The sequence below is a fragment of the Candidatus Symbiobacter mobilis CR genome, assembly GCF_000477435.1.
Lineage (GTDB): Bacteria > Pseudomonadota > Gammaproteobacteria > Burkholderiales > Burkholderiaceae_C > Rhodoferax > Rhodoferax mobilis.
The window spans coordinates 2,775,340-2,791,476 of record NC_022576.1 but is presented as its reverse complement, the minus strand read 5'-3'; the positions used below and the strand labels follow the sequence as shown (position 1 = coordinate 2,791,476).

Annotated in this window: 18 protein-coding genes; 14 read left to right on the top strand and 4 right to left on the bottom strand. The window is 62.1% G+C overall.

Annotated elements, in window-relative coordinates; genetic code table 11:
- Positions 1–346 precede the first annotated feature (346 nt).
- Positions 347–589 (top strand): hypothetical protein, encoded by a 243-nt coding sequence (locus CENROD_RS11405; protein ID WP_022776528.1) that lies wholly within the window; start codon positions 347–349, stop codon positions 587–589.
- Between the two features lie 253 nt (positions 590–842).
- On the opposite strand, the gene CENROD_RS11400 is transcribed toward CENROD_RS11405, so the two are convergent.
- Together CENROD_RS11400 and CENROD_RS11395 are read right to left on the bottom strand one after the other, a co-directional pair.
- Positions 843–1,196 (bottom strand): DUF5615 family PIN-like protein, encoded by a 354-nt coding sequence (locus tag CENROD_RS11400; protein ID WP_022776527.1) that lies wholly within the window; start codon positions 1,194–1,196, stop codon positions 843–845.
- Positions 1,193–1,423 (bottom strand): DUF433 domain-containing protein, encoded by a 231-nt coding sequence (locus tag CENROD_RS11395; protein ID WP_022776526.1) that lies wholly within the window; start codon positions 1,421–1,423, stop codon positions 1,193–1,195. Before CENROD_RS11395 ends, CENROD_RS11400 begins: the two co-directional genes overlap by 4 nt.
- 242 nt (positions 1,424–1,665) lie before the next feature.
- Between CENROD_RS11395 and sucC the strand changes: the two genes are divergently transcribed.
- The 12 genes from sucC (at position 1,666) to acpS (ending at position 13,598) form a co-directional block, all read left to right on the top strand.
- A complete protein-coding gene (gene sucC, locus CENROD_RS11390; protein WP_022776524.1) occupies positions 1,666–2,838 on the top strand; it encodes an ADP-forming succinate--CoA ligase subunit beta in 1,173 nt (390 codons plus the stop codon).
- A gap of 2 nt (positions 2,839–2,840) precedes the next feature.
- Positions 2,841–3,734 (top strand): succinate--CoA ligase subunit alpha, encoded by an 894-nt coding sequence (gene sucD / locus CENROD_RS11385; RefSeq protein WP_022776523.1) that lies wholly within the window; start codon positions 2,841–2,843, stop codon positions 3,732–3,734.
- Between the two features lie 14 nt (positions 3,735–3,748).
- Positions 3,749–4,924 carry a glutamate 5-kinase gene (gene proB / locus CENROD_RS11380; protein ID WP_022776522.1) on the top strand — a complete coding sequence of 392 codons (1,176 nt, stop codon included), beginning with the start codon at positions 3,749–3,751 and terminating at the stop codon, positions 4,922–4,924.
- A 177-nt stretch (positions 4,925–5,101) separates the two neighbouring features.
- Complete coding sequence (locus tag CENROD_RS11375) at positions 5,102–6,550, top strand: DegQ family serine endoprotease (RefSeq protein ID WP_022776521.1); 1,449 nt, start codon at positions 5,102–5,104, stop codon at positions 6,548–6,550.
- Positions 6,551–6,692: 142 nt separating this feature from the next.
- Positions 6,693–8,504 (top strand): translation elongation factor 4, encoded by a 1,812-nt coding sequence (gene lepA / locus CENROD_RS11370; protein WP_041193589.1) that lies wholly within the window; start codon positions 6,693–6,695, stop codon positions 8,502–8,504.
- Complete coding sequence (gene lepB, locus CENROD_RS11365; protein ID WP_041194745.1) at positions 8,504–9,469, top strand: signal peptidase I; 966 nt, start codon at positions 8,504–8,506, stop codon at positions 9,467–9,469. The genes lepA and lepB overlap by 1 nt, the downstream gene beginning before the upstream one ends.
- A 26-nt stretch (positions 9,470–9,495) precedes the next feature.
- Positions 9,496–9,864, top strand: coding sequence for a DUF4845 domain-containing protein (locus tag CENROD_RS11360; protein WP_022776518.1), 369 nt, complete (start codon positions 9,496–9,498; stop codon positions 9,862–9,864).
- A 5-nt stretch (positions 9,865–9,869) separates the two neighbouring features.
- A complete protein-coding gene (gene rnc / locus CENROD_RS11355) occupies positions 9,870–10,574 on the top strand; it encodes a ribonuclease III (RefSeq protein ID WP_041194744.1) in 705 nt (234 codons plus the stop codon).
- Between the two features lie 45 nt (positions 10,575–10,619).
- Positions 10,620–11,543 carry a GTPase Era gene (era, locus tag CENROD_RS11350; protein WP_022776516.1) on the top strand — a complete coding sequence of 308 codons (924 nt, stop codon included), beginning with the start codon at positions 10,620–10,622 and terminating at the stop codon, positions 11,541–11,543.
- 23 nt (positions 11,544–11,566) lie between these two features.
- The gene (gene recO, locus CENROD_RS11345; protein ID WP_041193588.1) at positions 11,567–12,316 is read left to right on the top strand and encodes a DNA repair protein RecO; all 750 of its coding nucleotides are present in this window, start codon (positions 11,567–11,569) and stop codon (positions 12,314–12,316) included.
- 6 nt (positions 12,317–12,322) lie between these two features.
- Positions 12,323–13,183, top strand: coding sequence for a pyridoxine 5'-phosphate synthase (locus tag CENROD_RS11340; RefSeq protein ID WP_022776514.1), 861 nt, complete (start codon positions 12,323–12,325; stop codon positions 13,181–13,183).
- 7 nt (positions 13,184–13,190) lie between these two features.
- On the top strand, positions 13,191–13,598 hold the full coding sequence (gene acpS / locus CENROD_RS11335) for a holo-ACP synthase (protein ID WP_022776513.1): 408 nt from the start codon (positions 13,191–13,193) through the stop codon (positions 13,596–13,598).
- Here acpS and CENROD_RS13990 read toward each other — a convergent pair.
- Positions 13,595–13,735: a hypothetical protein gene (locus CENROD_RS13990; protein ID WP_187292304.1), complete on the bottom strand. Its 141-nt coding sequence runs from the start codon at positions 13,733–13,735 to the stop codon at positions 13,595–13,597. The two genes, acpS and CENROD_RS13990, sit on opposite strands and share 4 nt — an antisense overlap.
- Positions 13,736–14,022: 287 nt before the next feature.
- Between CENROD_RS13990 and CENROD_RS11330 the strand changes: the two genes are divergently transcribed.
- Positions 14,023–15,366 (top strand): OmpP1/FadL family transporter, encoded by a 1,344-nt coding sequence (locus tag CENROD_RS11330; protein WP_022776512.1) that lies wholly within the window; start codon positions 14,023–14,025, stop codon positions 15,364–15,366.
- A gap of 138 nt (positions 15,367–15,504) precedes the next feature.
- Here the strand turns inward: CENROD_RS11330 and CENROD_RS11325 are convergent, their stop codons facing one another.
- Entirely contained in the window at positions 15,505–16,131 is a 627-nt protein-coding gene (locus tag CENROD_RS11325) for a lytic transglycosylase domain-containing protein (protein WP_022776511.1), read from the bottom strand.
- Positions 16,132–16,137 lie beyond the last annotated feature (6 nt).

The following is a 16,137-nucleotide window of genomic DNA, read 5'->3' as shown; positions in this document are numbered from 1 at the left end:
TGCGCAGAAGTTAGGGCGAAAAACGCAGAAAGCACAAAAAAAAACAGGGGGCAATGCGTTGATCTGCAAAGCCCCCTTGCGAGGAACCATCGCCCAGCAAAACACTAGATGTAGTGAATGACAGGCGCTTTGTGAACACGGGTAGTGTAGTGAGCTACTTTCGCCATAGCGCAAAACACCGAGTATTCGTAGGAGCGGCGTGCTGCGAACCACGGCGCATCCCCACCATCCCAGTACCTGGAATAGGCCGGTTTCTCGCCCGCTTTTCCCCATCAAGGAATTTTTGGGGACGCACACAGTGACTACATCGCGACAAATTTCTCCCCTCTTCACCTGGAGCCATGCCATGAACACCACTGCCGCCACCCAGGGTTCCGAAACGTTCCACACGACGCACGAATGCGCTGCATTGCTGCGCGAGGTGGACTTCAAATGGCTGATGGCAGGGCACGGCTGGTGGGTCGATACCAACCGCCTGCACAGCGATACCGCCTACGCAGACTATTGGCTGCACCAGGCCGAAGCTTCCGAGATTCCCGCGTTACGACACAGCGCGGCGCAGTTACGCCCCAGCTTCGGCCTGCATTGAGAACCAATTTCAGTAGGCAGGCGAGCCGAAGCAGTGTGCGTGGCGCCGGAGCGCAGGAACCGGAATGTACTGACGGTACATGAGGATTCCGAGCACCGCCGCCGCGTGCAATGCGATGGCGCAGCCCCTACTGGAATAGGTTCTGAACCCAAACAGCCTGCACCGTGATGTGGGAGCGACGGAAGTCGCGATCGACACCAGCAGAACTAGCACGGATGTAGCCAGGCGGACTCCAGGAAGCCAAGCCTGATCTTCATCCATGGCACACCAATTTCTCACGCCCTACCTCGACGTAATGACTGGTATCCAATGCAGTCGTTATATTCAAAAGGTTTTTATTCATCAATATTTCCAACTCTCGATTAGAAATATTGCCAGTAGCAACCAATAACAAACGCCGGGGCTGACCATGTACAAGATGCGATTGAACGAAATCGTCATCTTTGGTTACCACTATCCTGTCTTGTCCATCAGCAAATTCGATGATTTCTGCATCGGTCGTTCTATTGCCCATGGGCAAATCCAGCGTGTGGAGAGCATCGTGGCCAGCCAGCGCAAGCCAGTCACAAAAACGCCGTGGCAATTGCGCATCGATCAGAAATTTCATGCCTGCAAATACTCTAAGCGATGCACTTGCGTGATGCGTGCAGCAAAGTCCAGGCAAGCCAAAATATCAGCCTGTTCCAAATCTGGGTAATCAGTCAATATTTGTTGGATATCCATTCCGCTGGCAAGCCATTCCAATACTGTTTCCACAGGATAACGCAGCGCACGAATGCACGGCTTGCCGTGGCATATCTTTGGGTCAATAGTGATTCGTTCAGAAATTTTCATAAATTTTTATCTGTATTGTTGACGTATGCACTATATAAACGCTGCATCGCAACTTCCATCGCTCCCACAACGTGGTGGATGCGCGGCGCCGTGGACGAGGGTTGTGGGGGAGCGACGGAGGAAGTCGCGATGCAGCGCTTCCTGGGGCAACGAACATGGCACATCGGGCGCTGATTGTGCAATCCCCTGTTCGGCGAACTCGATAATGCCGGGCTCCCGACACCCCGCCATCGAGTCGCTCCATGAAGATCCACGAATACCAGGGCAAAGCGGTGCTCTCCCGCTTCGGCGTTCCCGTACCCCGGGGCCTGCCGGCCTTCACTGTGCAAGAGGCCGTCGAAGCCGCGCAGCAGCTTGGAGGGCCTGTGTGGGTCGTCAAGGCGCAGATCCACGCCGGTGGGCGCGGCAAAGGCGGCGGGGTGAAGCTGGCTCGATCGATTGAGGAAGTGCGCCAGCACGCCACGGCGATTTTGGGAATGCAGCTCGTCACCCATCAGACAGGCCCCCAAGGGCAAAAAGTGCGCCGCCTGCTTATCGAAGAAGGCGCAGACATCCGCCAAGAGTGCTATCTCTCCGTCCTGACCGACCGCGCCCACCAATGCGTCACGATGGTGGCTTCCGGCTCCGGGGGCATGGACATCGAAGAAGTAGCGCGGACGAACCCCGAACGCATCGTTTCCGAAACCATCGACTTCGACGCCGGACTGACGCCCGACCAGGCACAGCGGTTGCTGCAAGGAATGGGCATCGCGCAACAAGCCAACCCACGCGCCGTCGAGGTGCTGCAATCTATCTACCAGGCCTATGCGCAGACCGACGCCTCGCTCGTCGAAATCAACCCCTTGGTGCTGCGGGGCGATGGGGAACTCATCGCGCTGGACGCCAAGCTGGACTTCGACGACAACGCCCTCTTCCGCCACCCCGACATCGCCGCGTACCGGGACCTCGACGAAGAAGACCCCGCCGAGGTACAGGCCAGCAAATTCGACCTGTCCTACGTCAGCCTAGGGGGCAATATCGGCTGCCTGGTCAATGGCGCAGGGCTGGCGATGGCCACGATGGACACGATTCAGCTTTTCGGCGCCGAACCGGCCAATTTTCTCGACGTCGGCGGTGGCGCCACGCCGGAGAAGGTCACGGAAGGCTTCAAGATCATGCTCCAGAACCCCCGGGTCAAGGCCATTCTGGTCAATATTTTTGGCGGCATCATGAAATGCGACACCATCGCCACCGGGATCATCGCCGCGTGCAAAGCGGTACAGCTTTCCGTCCCCCTGGTGGTTCGCATGAAAGGCACGCACGAGGAGTTAGGCAAACAACTCCTTGCAGACAGCGGCCTTCCCATCCTCAGCGCCGACACGATGGCCGAAGCCGCCCAGCGGGTCGTGGCCGCAGTGCAGCACCAACCCGTCTGATCATGTCTATCTACATCGACCGCAACACCCGGGTCATCACCCAGGGCATTACCGGCAAAACCGGCCAGTTCCACACGGAAAAATGCCAGGCCTACGCCAACGGCCAGCAGTGCTTCGTCGCCGGCGTCAACCCCAAAAAAGCCGGGGAATCGATCTTCGGCATCCCCATCCACGCCACCGTGCGCGAGGCCGCAGCCAGCAGCGGCGCGACGGTCTCGGTGATCTACGTTCCCCCGGCAGGCGCTGCCGCAGCCATTTGGGAAGCCGTCGATGCCGATTTGGATTTGGTCGTCTGCATTACCGAAGGCATCCCCGTTCGTGACATGCTCGAAGTGCGCCACAAGATGCGCGCCAAGGAAGCGCGCGGCGGCAAGAAAACCTTGCTACTCGGCCCGAACTGCCCCGGCCTGATCACGCCCGACGAGATCAAGATTGGCATCATGCCCGGCCACATCCACCGCCGTGGCCGCGTGGGCGTGGTCAGCCGCTCGGGAACGCTCACCTACGAGGCCGTCGCGCAACTCACCGAAGTCGGGCTGGGGCAATCCAGCGCCGTCGGCATCGGCGGCGACCCGATCAACGGGCTGAAGCACATCGATGTCTTGCGCGCATTCAACGACGACCCCGATACCGATGCCGTCGTCGTGATCGGCGAAATTGGCGGCCAAGATGAAGTCGACGCCGCGCGCTGGTGCCGAGAGCACATGCGCAAGCCCATCGTCGGCTTTATTGCCGGCGTCACGGCCCCGGCCGGCAAGCGCATGGGTCATGCCGGCGCGCTGATTTCCGGCGGTGCGGACACTGCGGAAGCCAAGCTCGCGGTGATGGAGGAATGCGGGTTCCATGTAACCCGGAATCCTTCCGACATGGGCAGGCTCGTGCGTTCCCTGCTCTAGAGTGGGGAGCACGCATGTCCGAACACGACGCAACCCCAGGCCCTACGCTGCGCGAAGCCAAACGGCTCGTCGTCAAGGTCGGCTCCAGCCTCGTCACGGACGAAGGGCGCGGGCTGGATGCCACAGCCATTGGCCATTGGTGCGCGCAAATCGCCGCGCTGGTGCGCTCGGATCGTCGGGTCATCATGGTGTCCAGCGGGGCGGTGGCGGAAGGGATGCGCCGCCTGGGCTGGTCCCATCGCCCGCGTGAAGTGCATGGGTTGCAGGCTGCGGCAGCCGTAGGCCAGATGGGGCTGGTGCAGATGTACGAGACCTGCCTGCGCGAACACAATCTGACCAGCGCGCAAGTGCTGCTGACTCATGCCGATCTCGCCAACCGGGAGCGCTACCTCAACGCCCGTTCCACGCTGCTGACGCTGCTCGACCTCGGCGTCGTTCCCATCATCAACGAGAACGACACGGTCGTCAACGACGAAATCAAGTTCGGCGACAACGACACACTCGGCGCCCTGGTCGCCAACCTCGTCGAAGCCGACGCGCTCGTCATCCTGACCGATCAGCAAGGCCTGTACTCCGCAGACCCGCGCAAAGACGCTTCCGCCACGCTGGTGCGTACTGCCCGCGCCGGGGACCCTGCCCTGGAGACCATGGCAGGTGGAGCGGGATCGCACCTTGCGCGCGGGGGGATGATCACCAAGGTGCTCGCTGCCCGGCGCGCTGCAGGCTCCGGGGCTTCGACCGTCATCGCCTGTGGACGCGAGCACAACGTGCTCATTCGGCTGTGCGATGGGGAAGCGATGGGCACATTCCTGCACGCAACCACCCCCAAACAACAAGCACGCAAGCAATGGATTGCCGACCACCTGCAACTTCGCGGCGCGGTCACGGTCGATGCAGGCGCTGTTCGCAAGCTGCTCCACGATGGATCCAGCCTGCTGCCCATTGGCATGACATCGGTACATGGACGCTTCTCCCGAGGCGATGTGATCGCGATTCAAGACCAAACCGGCGCTGAGGTGGCACGCGGATTGAGCAACTACTCCAGCGCAGAAGCCCGGCTCATCGCCCGCAAACCTTCATCAGCCATCGAAGCCACCCTCGGCTACTGCGCCGAGCCGGAGATGGTGCATCGCGACAACATGGTGCTGCAAGCCGCACCGACAAACTGCAACACAGCCTGCACACCTTGAACCCAGATAGTCCATGAGGCGCACTTGCGGTGCTGTTTGCAAACAGGCGGCGCATTGGCGGCCATTTTTGCCCTGCAAACCTTCAGGGACTATCTGGGTTGAAAGTTCGACCCAGTGCATCCACTTTGGATCGTCTGGAACCACTCTCGTCCCCTTCCTCTCGCAAGGATCGTTGTCATGAAAACCCATTCCCACACTGCTTCCCTGGTATGGCTTGCCGCGCTGCTGTGGAGCCTGTGTGCTGCCTTCCCGGCGCTGGCGCAGGTTCGCACACTTCCCGACTTCACCGAGCTTGTCGAACAGGTCGGCCCCAGCGTCGTCAATATCCGCACGATGGCCAAGATCAGCCGTTCCTCGCCTTTAGGCCCGGAGTACGACCAAGACATGTTCGAGTTCTTCCGCCACTTCGGCCTACCCGTTCCAGCGCTGCCGCGCCCTTCGCCCCGGCAAGGCCCGCAACGTCGGCAGGATGAGGAACAGCCTCGCGGAGTGGGGTCGGGGTTCATCATCAGCGCCGATGGTGTCATCATGACCAACGCGCATGTCATCGACGACGCCGACGAGGTCTACGTCACGCTGCCGGACAAGCGCGAATTCAAAGCTCGCGTTGTCGGCGCTGACAAACGCACCGACGTGGCTGTCGTCAAGATCGACGCCAGCGGCTTGCCTGCCGTCCGCATCGGGGACGTAGGGCGGCTCAAGGTCGGCGAATGGGTCATGGCCATCGGCTCACCGTTTGGGCTGGACAACACCGTCACCGCCGGGATCGTTAGCGCCAAACAGCGCGACACCGGCGATTACTTGCCCTTCATCCAGACGGACGTCGCGATCAACCCAGGCAATTCCGGCGGCCCGTTGATCAACATGCGCGGGGAAGTCGTCGGCATCAACAGCCAGATCTATTCGCGATCCGGCGGCTCGATGGGCATTTCTTTCTCGATCCCGATCGACGAAGCCATGCGCGTCAGCGACCAATTGCGCCAACATGGCCGGGTATCGAGAGGGCGCATGGGCGTGCAGATCGACCAGGTTAGCAAGGACGTGGCCGAATCCGCCGGGCTGGGCAAGCCCCAGGGCGCGCTGGTTCGTTCGGTCGAAGAAGACTCCCCCGCAGACAAGGCAGGGGTCGAAGCCGGGGACATCATCCTGCGATTCGATGGCAAGCCGGTGGACAAGGCCAGCGACCTGCCACGGCTGGTTGGCGGCACCAAACCGGGAACGCGCAGTACCGTGACGGTCTTTCGCCGTGGCACGACGCGGGATCTGCGTGTGACCATCGCCGAAGCCGAATCGGACAAGGGATCGTCACGCCCCTCCGACCGCCCGCGTTCTTCCAAAGGATCGAACGCTGCCGAAAAATGGGGGCTGGAAGTGAGTGAATTGACCGATGCGCAAAAGCAAGAACTGCGCATTAAAGGCGGTGTCATGATCGATGCAGCCACGGACGCTGCTGCCCAGGCCGGGCTGCGTGAGGGCGACGTGATCCTCGCGATCAACAACACCAGTGTGTCGAACGTGCGCGAATTCGATGCTGCGATGGTCAAAGCGCAGGCATCCCGCCCCCTGCCCGTCTTCTTCCGGCGCGGCAATTGGGCGCAATACACGGTCATCCGCCCGGCGCGGTGAAGCCCCGTTGCCCCTTGTGGGGTGCCCCGTACAATCCCGCCACGCCCGCCACAGCCCCTGCGCTGTGGCGCTTTTTTTGGGGGCACGGTCTCGCTGGATCTGCGACACCGCCCCCTTTTTTGTGCCACCCCCGCTGCTTTCGATGACTCTCATCCGCAATTTCTCCATCATTGCGCATATCGACCATGGCAAATCCACCCTGGCCGACCGCCTGATCGAGCGTTGCGGTGGATTGCAACGACGGGAGATGCAAGACCAGGTGCTCGACTCGATGGACATCGAGAAAGAGCGCGGCATCACGATCAAGGCGCAGACTGCCGCGTTGCAATACCTTGCCTGCGACGGCCAAACGTACCTGCTCAACCTGATCGACACCCCCGGCCATGTCGATTTCTGCTACGAAGTCAGCCGCTCGCTGTCCGCCTGCGAAGGTGCATTGCTCGTCGTCGATGCAAGCCAAGGCGTCGAAGCGCAGACCGTGGCCAATTGCTACACCGCGCTCGACCTCGGCGTCGAGGTCGTTCCCGTCCTCAACAAGATGGATCTGCCCAACGCAGATTTCGACCGTGCGCGGGAAGAAATCGAGGATGTGATCGGGATCGACGCCTCGGAAGCCATCCCCTGTTCTGCCAAGTCCGGCATGGGCATCGATGACATCCTGGAAGCCGTCGTCCATCGCATTCCCCCACCCAAGGGCAACCCCGATGGTTCGCTGCGCGCGATGATCATCGACAGTTGGTTCGATACCTACGTCGGCGTCGTCATGCTCGTTCGCGTCGTGGACGGTCGAATGGCGCGGGGAGACCGCATCCGCATGATGGCCACGGGATCGACTTACCACATCGATGCCCTCGGCGTCTTCACCCCCGCCGATATCCCCCGGGATGCGCTGGGAGCCGGAGAAGTGGGCTACGTCACCGCCGGAATCCGCGAACTATGCGCAGCCAAGGTCGGCGACACGATCACCGTCGTGCGTACAGGCCCCGGAGGGCAAAGCCTTGCCGCCACCGAGCCCCTGCCCGGCTTCAAAGAAATCCAGCCCCAGGTCTTTGCCGGTCTATACCCCACGGAAGCCAACCAATACGACAACCTGCGCGACAGCCTCGAAAAACTCCAGCTCAACGATTCCTCGCTGCGCTTCGAGCCTGAGGTCTCTCAAGCGCTGGGCTTTGGCTTTCGCTGCGGGTTCCTAGGACTGCTGCACATGGAGATCGTGCAGGAGCGCCTGGAGCGCGAATTCCATCAGGAACTCATCACGACCGCGCCCAGCGTGGTCTACGAAGTCGTGCAGGCCGACAAGACCGTGCGCATGGTCGAAAACCCCTCGAAGATGCCTGAATTGGGCCGTCTCGATGAAATTCGCGAACCCATCGTCACCGTGCGCCTATACATGCCGCAGGAATACGTAGGCCCAGTGATGACGCTGGCCAACCAGAAGCGCGGCATCCAAAAAAACATGAGCTACCACGGCCGCCAGGTTCTGCTGACCTACGAATTGCCGTTGGCGGAAATCGTGATGGACTTCTTCGACCGGCTCAAGAGCGTCTCCCGGGGGTATGCCTCGATGGACTACGAATTCCTCGAATACCGGCGTGCAGATGTCGTCAAGGTGGACATCCTCCTCAACGGCGACAAAGTCGATGCCCTGTCGATCATCGTCCACCGTTCCCAAGCCCAGCAACGCGGGCGCGCAGTGGTCTCCAAAATGCGCGAAGCGATTTCCCGCCAGATGTACGACGTTGCCATCCAGGCCGCCATCGGCGCCCAAGTCATCGCGCGGGAGACAGTCAAAGCACTGCGCAAGAACGTCATCGCCAAGTGCTACGGCGGGGACATCACCCGCAAGCGCAAGCTCCTCGAAAAACAAAAGGAAGGCAAGAAACGGATGAAACAAATCGGCTCGATCGAAGTTCCCCAGGAGGCGTTCCTGGCCATCTTGCGCGTGGACGAATGATGCCGACGCTCACCGGGATCCTCCTCGCCGCATTCGGCACCTACATCGCTGCTTGGTACACCGGCAACGTCGAAGGCAATTTCGCGCTGCTGCTGTTCTGCGCCACCGTCGTCACGGGGGTGTACTGGCTGGCAGAGCAGTGGTATTTCGCGCCCCACCGCCGCAAGGCTGCGCTGCACTTCGAGCAACAGGCGCGGCTACGCAGGCAGGAACTGCAGCGCCTGGGCGTCGAACCCGACCCCGAAGACACAGCGCCTGCCAAGGCAGCCCTTCTGGCGCAACCCTGGTGGCTGGACTGGACGGCGGGGCTGTTCCCGGTCATCGCCGTCGTCTTTCTGCTGCGGTCTTTTCTTTTTGAGCCTTTCAAAATTCCCTCCGGCTCGATGATGCCCACCCTGCTGATTGGCGACCTGATCCTCGTCAACAAATTCGAGTACGGGCTGCGCTTACCTGTGCTCCACACCCGCCTCACCATGGGCGCCTTGCCACAACGTGGGGACGTGATCGTCTTCCGCTACCCGCCCAAACCCAGCCTGGACTACATCAAGCGCGTCGTCGGCCTGCCAGGGGACGAGGTGGCGTACCGCAACAAAACGCTGACGATCAATGGCTCCCCCATCCCTTCCGAGCAAATCGGCGACTTTTTCGACGACAGCACGATGCGGTACTACCATAGTTTTGAAGAGCAACTGGGGGCGCGGCCCCACAAGATATTGCTCGACGAACGCCACCCTGCGTGGATCGCCGGGCCACAGGAGTACGAGCACCGCAAACACTGCCGATACAGCGTCGAAGGCGTGGTGTGCCGCATCCCCGCCGGGCACTATTTCGTGCTCGGCGACAACCGGGACAACTCGCTAGACTCCCGCTACTGGGGCTTCGTCCCGGAACAAAACATCGTGGGCCGGGCATTCTTCGTCTGGATGAATTTCACCAACCCCCAGCGCATCGGCTCTTTCCACTAACCCCACTCCCAACACAAGAATCCCCCATGACTGCACACACCATGCATCGTTCTGCACTGCACTCCCAACGTGGAGTCACGTTCATCGGGTTTCTGTTCATCGCTGGTTTCCTCGCCGCGCTAGGCGTTGTCGTCGCGCAGATCGTTCCCACGGCGCTCGAATACCAAGCGGTTCTCACCGCCGTCAAGCGGGCCAAAGACGCGCCGACCATCCCCGACATTCGTATGTCGTTCAACAAGTCGGCCGGTATCGACAACATCTCCTCAATCAGCGGCAAGGATCTCGATATCCGCAAAGATGGCAACGAAGTGGTCATCAGCTTTTCTTACCAGCGTGAAATCCACCTTGCAGGCCCGGCGTACCTGACGCTCAAGTACACGGGCGACTCGCGTTGAGCACGCTGGATCGTGGCGCACTGTCTGCATTGCAAGATCGCCTGCGCTACCAGTTCCGGTCTCCCGCGCTGCTAGAAAGGGCACTGACGCACCGCAGTTTCGGCGCCGACCACAACGAACGGCTTGAATTCCTGGGCGACGCCGTGCTCGCGCTGGCGGTGTCCGACGCGCTATTTGCCAAGCGCACAGACCTGCCCGAAGGCGATTTGTCGCGCATCCGCGCACATCTCGTCCGGCAGGACACGCTATTCCATGCTGCCCAGGCGCTGGGGTTGCCCGCCTTGCTGCGGCTGGGGGAATGCGAGGTACGCGCCCAAGGCAGCCAGCGGCCTTCGATCCTTGCGGATGCGCTGGAAGCGATGCTGGGCGCTGTCTACCTTGATGGCGGGTATCTGGCGGCAAAGAGCGTAGTCGAGCGTATCTACGCCGAAGCGCAGATCGACCCTACCCCCGCCGCCATCGACAAAGACCCCAAAACCCGCTTGCAGGAATGGCTGCAAGCACGCAAGCGCGCCACCCCCGTCTACGAGGTGGCCGCAACGCACGGCGCCCCGCACCAGCAAACCTTCCAAGTCGCGTGCCATGTCCCCTCGCTGGGGCTCAGCGCGCAAGGCGTCGGCGCATCCCGCCGCGCAGCCGAACAGGCCGCCGCAGAAGCGATGTTGCAGAAGCTGTGCGCGGCTCCCGCCACGCATCCACAAACGTTGTAGGCGCGACGGAAGTCGCGATACAGCGCCGACCCCCTCCCCCCCCCCATGTCTGCCACCTTTCCCCCCACGCCCCCGGATGCCCCACGGCAATGCGGGCGCATCGCCATCGTTGGCAAGCCCAATGTCGGCAAATCCACCTTGCTCAACGCCCTGGTGGGGCAGAAGATCAGCATCGTCTCGCGCAAGGCGCAAACCACACGGCACCGCATCACGGGCATTCGCACCGTGGGGGCTGCACAGTGCATCTTCGTTGACACGCCTGGGTTCCAGACGCATTTCCACCAAGCGATCCACCGCACGCTCAATAAGGCAGTCACGGGAACGGTGCATGACGTAGACCTTGTACTCTTGGTCGTTCGTGCCGGGCATTTCCACGACGAAGACGCCAAGGTGCTCTCGCTGCTCGACCCCGCGATTCCCACCATGCTCGTGGCCAACCAGCTCGACCGGGTTCACCGTCGCGCCGAACTCTTTCCCTGGTTGAGCGCCATGCAACAGCGTGCCGACTTTTGCGATCTGGTACCCATGTCGGCCACACGCCCCAAGGACGTCGAACGCCTGCTGCACCTGTGCTGCGCTCGGCTTCCGCAGCAAGACTGGTGGTATCCCGCCGATGCGCTGACCGACCACAGCGAACGTTTTCTGGCCAGCGAAACCCTTCGCGAAAAGCTCTTTCGTCTGACGGGGGACGAATTGCCGTATTCCTCCACCGTCGTCATCGACACCTTCACCGAAGCAGGCACAGCGCCGCGCAAGGTGCGCATTGCCGCGACGATCGTCGTCGACCGCGAAAGCCACAAAGGCATCGTCATCGGAGATCGCGGGGAACGCATCAAGGCGATCGGAACGCAGGCGCGCATTGAGCTCGAACGCCTGCTCGACGCCAAGGTATTCCTCGAAACCTGGGTGACGGTACGCTCAGGCTGGGCGGATGACGAGGCCCGCGTGCGATCCTTTGGGTACGAGTAACCCTTGCCGGCAACACGGCTTCAATGCAACCCCGGCGCATTAGCGACGAACCGGCATACATGCTCCATCGCCACGACTGGAGCGAATCGAGCCTGATCGTCGAAGCCTTCACCCGCCACCATGGTCGCATCGCCGTGCTGGCCAAGGGGGCCAAAAGGCCCTCCTCCGCCTTGCGCGCCGTGCTATTGCCCTTGCAACCGCTGCTGCTGGGCTTTGGTGGCAAGGGCGAGGTGCGCACCCTGTACGGCGCGCAATGGCAAGGCGTACACACCATGCCACTGGGGGATGCCCTGCTTTCCGGGCTGTACCTCAATGAACTGCTGCTGCTCCTGCTAGCGCGGGAAGACCCGCACCCTGCCCTGTTCGACGTGTACAACCAAATCGTCCCGATCCTTGCCAGCAATCCCGGCGTGGCGATGGAACCCGCGCTGCGTGTTTTCGAACTACGGCTACTGCGCGAAATCGGCGTACTGCCCCGGCTGGACATGCAAACGCCCTCCTCGCAAGCACTAGCCCCCGCCGACGCATACCAATTGCACGCAGAGCTGGGCCTGCACCCGGCTCCCGCCCACCACCGGGCAACGCTGCGTGGCGCACAATGGCTGTGGTTGCAGCAGATGCTGGACGGCAACATCCCCTGGCCCGACGCCCTGTCATCTTGCGCGGCCTTGTCTTCCGCGCTCAAACCCCAACTTCGTGCGCTGCTGTGCCACCACGGCAAGGTACGCACCCTGCGTACCCGGCAGCTTTTGATCGACCTGCAATCCCTCTAGCCTGCGATGTCGAGCACCACTCTCCCCCGCACCACCCTGTCCGTCAACCTGAACAAGGTCGCGTTGGTACGCAATTCCCGTCTTTCAGGAATCCCCAGCGTGACCCACGCCGCCACCCTGTGCCTGCAAGCCGGGGCGCACGGCATCACCGTCCACCCTCGTCCCGACGAACGCCATATCCGGCCCAGCGATGTCGTGGAGCTTGCCACGCTGTTGCAGGACTGGCCGCAATGCGAGTTCAACATCGAGGGCAACCCCTTGCACAACCTGATGGACATTGCGGAAGAGCTAGTCCGCCGCAAACTGCCCATACACCAGCTCACCTTCGTTCCCGACGTAGTAGACCAACGCACCAGCGACCATGGCTGGAACCTGGTGCGCAACGCCGCCGCACTGGCCCCGTGCATCAAGCGTGCGCGAGGGTGGGGAATCCGCGTCAGCATGTTCGTCGATCCCGACGCTGAGGTCATGCCCCACGCCCACGCTCTGGGTGCGGATCGCGTAGAGCTGTACACCGAACCGTTCGCCGCAGTACACGGCACCCCGCAGGAGGCCCGCGAACTCGACCGTCTTGCACAGGCTGCCGACGCAGCACGGCAATGTGGGCTGAACCTCAACGCGGGCCATGACCTCGACCGCGTCAACCTCGTCACGCTGCTAGGCCGGGTGCCCCAGATTCGCGAGGTATCGATCGGCCATGCGCTGATCGCCGACGCGCTCGAAATGGGGTATACGGCGACCGTCCACGCATATCTGCGCTCCATCGACGAGGGCTTGCGCAGAGGGATGCAAGCGCCCTCCCCCCCCAGCCCCTCTCCCGCTGGGCAAGGGGAGCTTCGAGAAGCCGCTTCGCGACTTGCACGGTAACAGCACCATGCTGTACGGTGTAGGCACGGATCTCTGCGACATCCGCCGCGTGCGCGGCGTGGTCGAACGCCATGGCGAACATTTCGCGCTCAAGATTCTTGGCGAAGCGGAACTGGCCGTATGGACAGCGCGCAGCCAGCGGAACGAGGAACGCGGCCTGCGATATCTGGCTACCCGGTTTAGCGCAAAGGAATCTTTCAGCAAAGCCATCGGCCTGGGAATGCATGGGCCGATGACCTGGCGCGCCTGCGAAATCGTCAATCGCCCAGGCGGCCAGCCGCACATCGTGCTGCACGGCCCCCTGCGCGAATGGTTCGATGCCAGGCAACTCGTAGCCCACCTCAGCCTCAGCGACGAGGGGGACTATGCATCGAGCTTCTGCATCGTCGAGCGGTGCGACGGCGGTGCAGCCTAGCCTTCCAGCCATGTTGGAAGGGCTGCATCGCGAACGCTGCCCATGGCGCTACCCATAGGCAGCGGGGGTACCCATCCGGCGCTGCATCGCAATCCGCCAGCGCCGATGTTCGGGGACAACAAAACCCTGCCAGCCATCGGCGATACTCGATCGCGCACAGACGTCTTGCTCCGCGCAACGCTGTAGTGTCTGTTCCGGTTCCACGCCGGAATTGCACGATCCTCTCCCCGCCGGTGGCCGTTACGGCTGCTGTCTGGCACAAATCCCCACTTCTCCTGGTGCTCACGGCTTTCGTCGTGTTGGCATGGCTTTGCGCCTCTGCGCCACACCCTGGTGCAGGCTGTGGATGGCCCCTGACGGCATGGAAAGCGGGTTCGCGTGGGCATGTCTGTGGTGTTCTTCGTTTTTTTTACGCTTCCGATCTATGAAATTCCATCAGCCCACCGCCACCCTACTTTCCACCAGCACCTTGCTCCTCGCCACGACCGCCTATGCCACCAATGGCATGTTGATGGAAGGATACGGGCCAATCTCGACGGCGATGGGCGGGGCTTCGCAGGCCATCGAACACGGCAACGCCGCCATGGCGCAAAACCCAGCCACGCTGGGGCTGATGCCCGACGGCACTTCCCGGCTCGATCTGGCCATCGGGGAACTGGGGCCCAAGGTGCGCAGTAGTACCGCTGCGGAAAGCGCAGAGTCCGGTGGCGATTCCTACGTCATGCCCGCTGTCGGTTACGTCAAGCGCGTAGGCCCCCTGACCTATGGCGTGGGCATGTTTGCCCAAGGCGGCATGGGGACGGAATACGGCGCGGATGCCTGGCTGAGTGCACCGGCTGGGGTGTCTTCGAATCTCCCTTCCCGCTCCGAACTGGGCGTGGGCAATGTGCTGTTTCCCGTGACGTACCAGTTTCATCCAGACTGGATCGTCGGCGCGACGTTCCGGTTCATGTGGTCGTCGCTGGACATGCGGATGACGGCCAGCGGCGCGCAGCTTGGCCAGATGGTGGCGGATTCCGGGCAGGCGCCCAGTGGGAACTTCGCGCAGATGCTTCCAGGCATGGCTGGAGCCCCGTGGGCGAATATCAGCTTTTCCGACGACAACGACTTCACCGGCGCGGCCAAGGCCACGGGATGGGGTGGTTCGCTGGGAACCGTCTGGCGTGCAACCCCGGAAGTCACCGTTGGCGCGTCGTACCAATTCCAAACCGCCCTGGACGATATGGAGACGGGCGCAACGTCTGCGACGCTCAGCGCGATGGGAGGATTTGCAGACCATGGCCGCCTCACCGTCCTCGACTTCCAAATGCCCGCCGTCTTTGCCATAGGCGCAAGCTGGCTGGCCAGCCCCACGTGGCTATTCGCTGCGGACATCCGCAATATCGAATGGTCGGACGTGATGGAAAGCTTTCGCATGCGCTACGACAGCGCCAACGGCCTCGGGTCGGTGCATTTCACCATGCCGCAGCACTGGAAAGATCAGGTCGTGTTGAACCTGGGCGCTGCATGGAAGGCCAATGACCGGCTTACATTGCGTGCTGGGCTGAACCTCTCCGACAACCCGGTTCCCGATGGGTATGTTTGCCCGATGTTCCCCGCCACCGTCAGCAACCACGTGTCTGTGGGGGGCGGGTATGCGTTGTCCGACACCAGCGCAATCAATGTCTCGCTGACCCACGCCCCGTCGCATACGGTGCAAACCCCCACCGCCATTGACATCTCCCACGGGCAAACGAACCTGATGCTGATGTACAGCCAACGGTTCTGAGCACCGGTTGCGGCAGGGGCTGCATCCAAGATGCCCTCCCTCAGCGGGGGAGGGCCTGGGTGGAGGAGGGCATCCCGGCTTGGGCAAAAGCTACTGGGATAGGCATTTCACCCACCCCATCAGCAACCCCGGGTGCCCCTACAACGCCACGCGCCAACGTTCCTGCGCAGCAAGCACTGCGCGGGGATATGTGGGCTTACCGCGCGAGCCGTTGTAGCGACCCAGCGCCATCCACAAGTCTCCGCGCTCGATGTCGATGTAGTGCCGCAGGATTACGCAGCCAAAGCGCAGGTTGGTTTGCATGTGGAAAAGCTTGCTCGCGTCGCCGTCGCCGATGAGCCGTGCCCAAAAAGGCATCACCTGCATATACCCACGGGCACCGACCTGGCTGACTGCGTATTTGCGGAAATTGCTTTCCACTTGGATCAGCCCCAGGACGAGCGATTCGTCGAGCCGCGCCCGGCGCGATTCATACCAGACCGTTTGCAGGAATTCCCGGCGGGTGTCGAAGTCCGGCTTGCGGCTGCGCAAACGTTCGCTTTGCACGGCCAGCCAACGCAGATAGCGCAGCCGGGCCGCTGTGTCGGGAAAGTCGAATTCCGGCGGGGCATGGTTGGCGATGGCAGAACTCAGCGCGGTGCGTACCGCATCAGCCAGGCGTTCTTCCCGCTGCGCACCAGCCACCGCCGGACGCGCCACCGTCGATGCACAGGCCAGCAGTACGCGCCCGAGGACGGCCCGCCGCCCGAGGGGGTTCGCCGTCATGCGTCG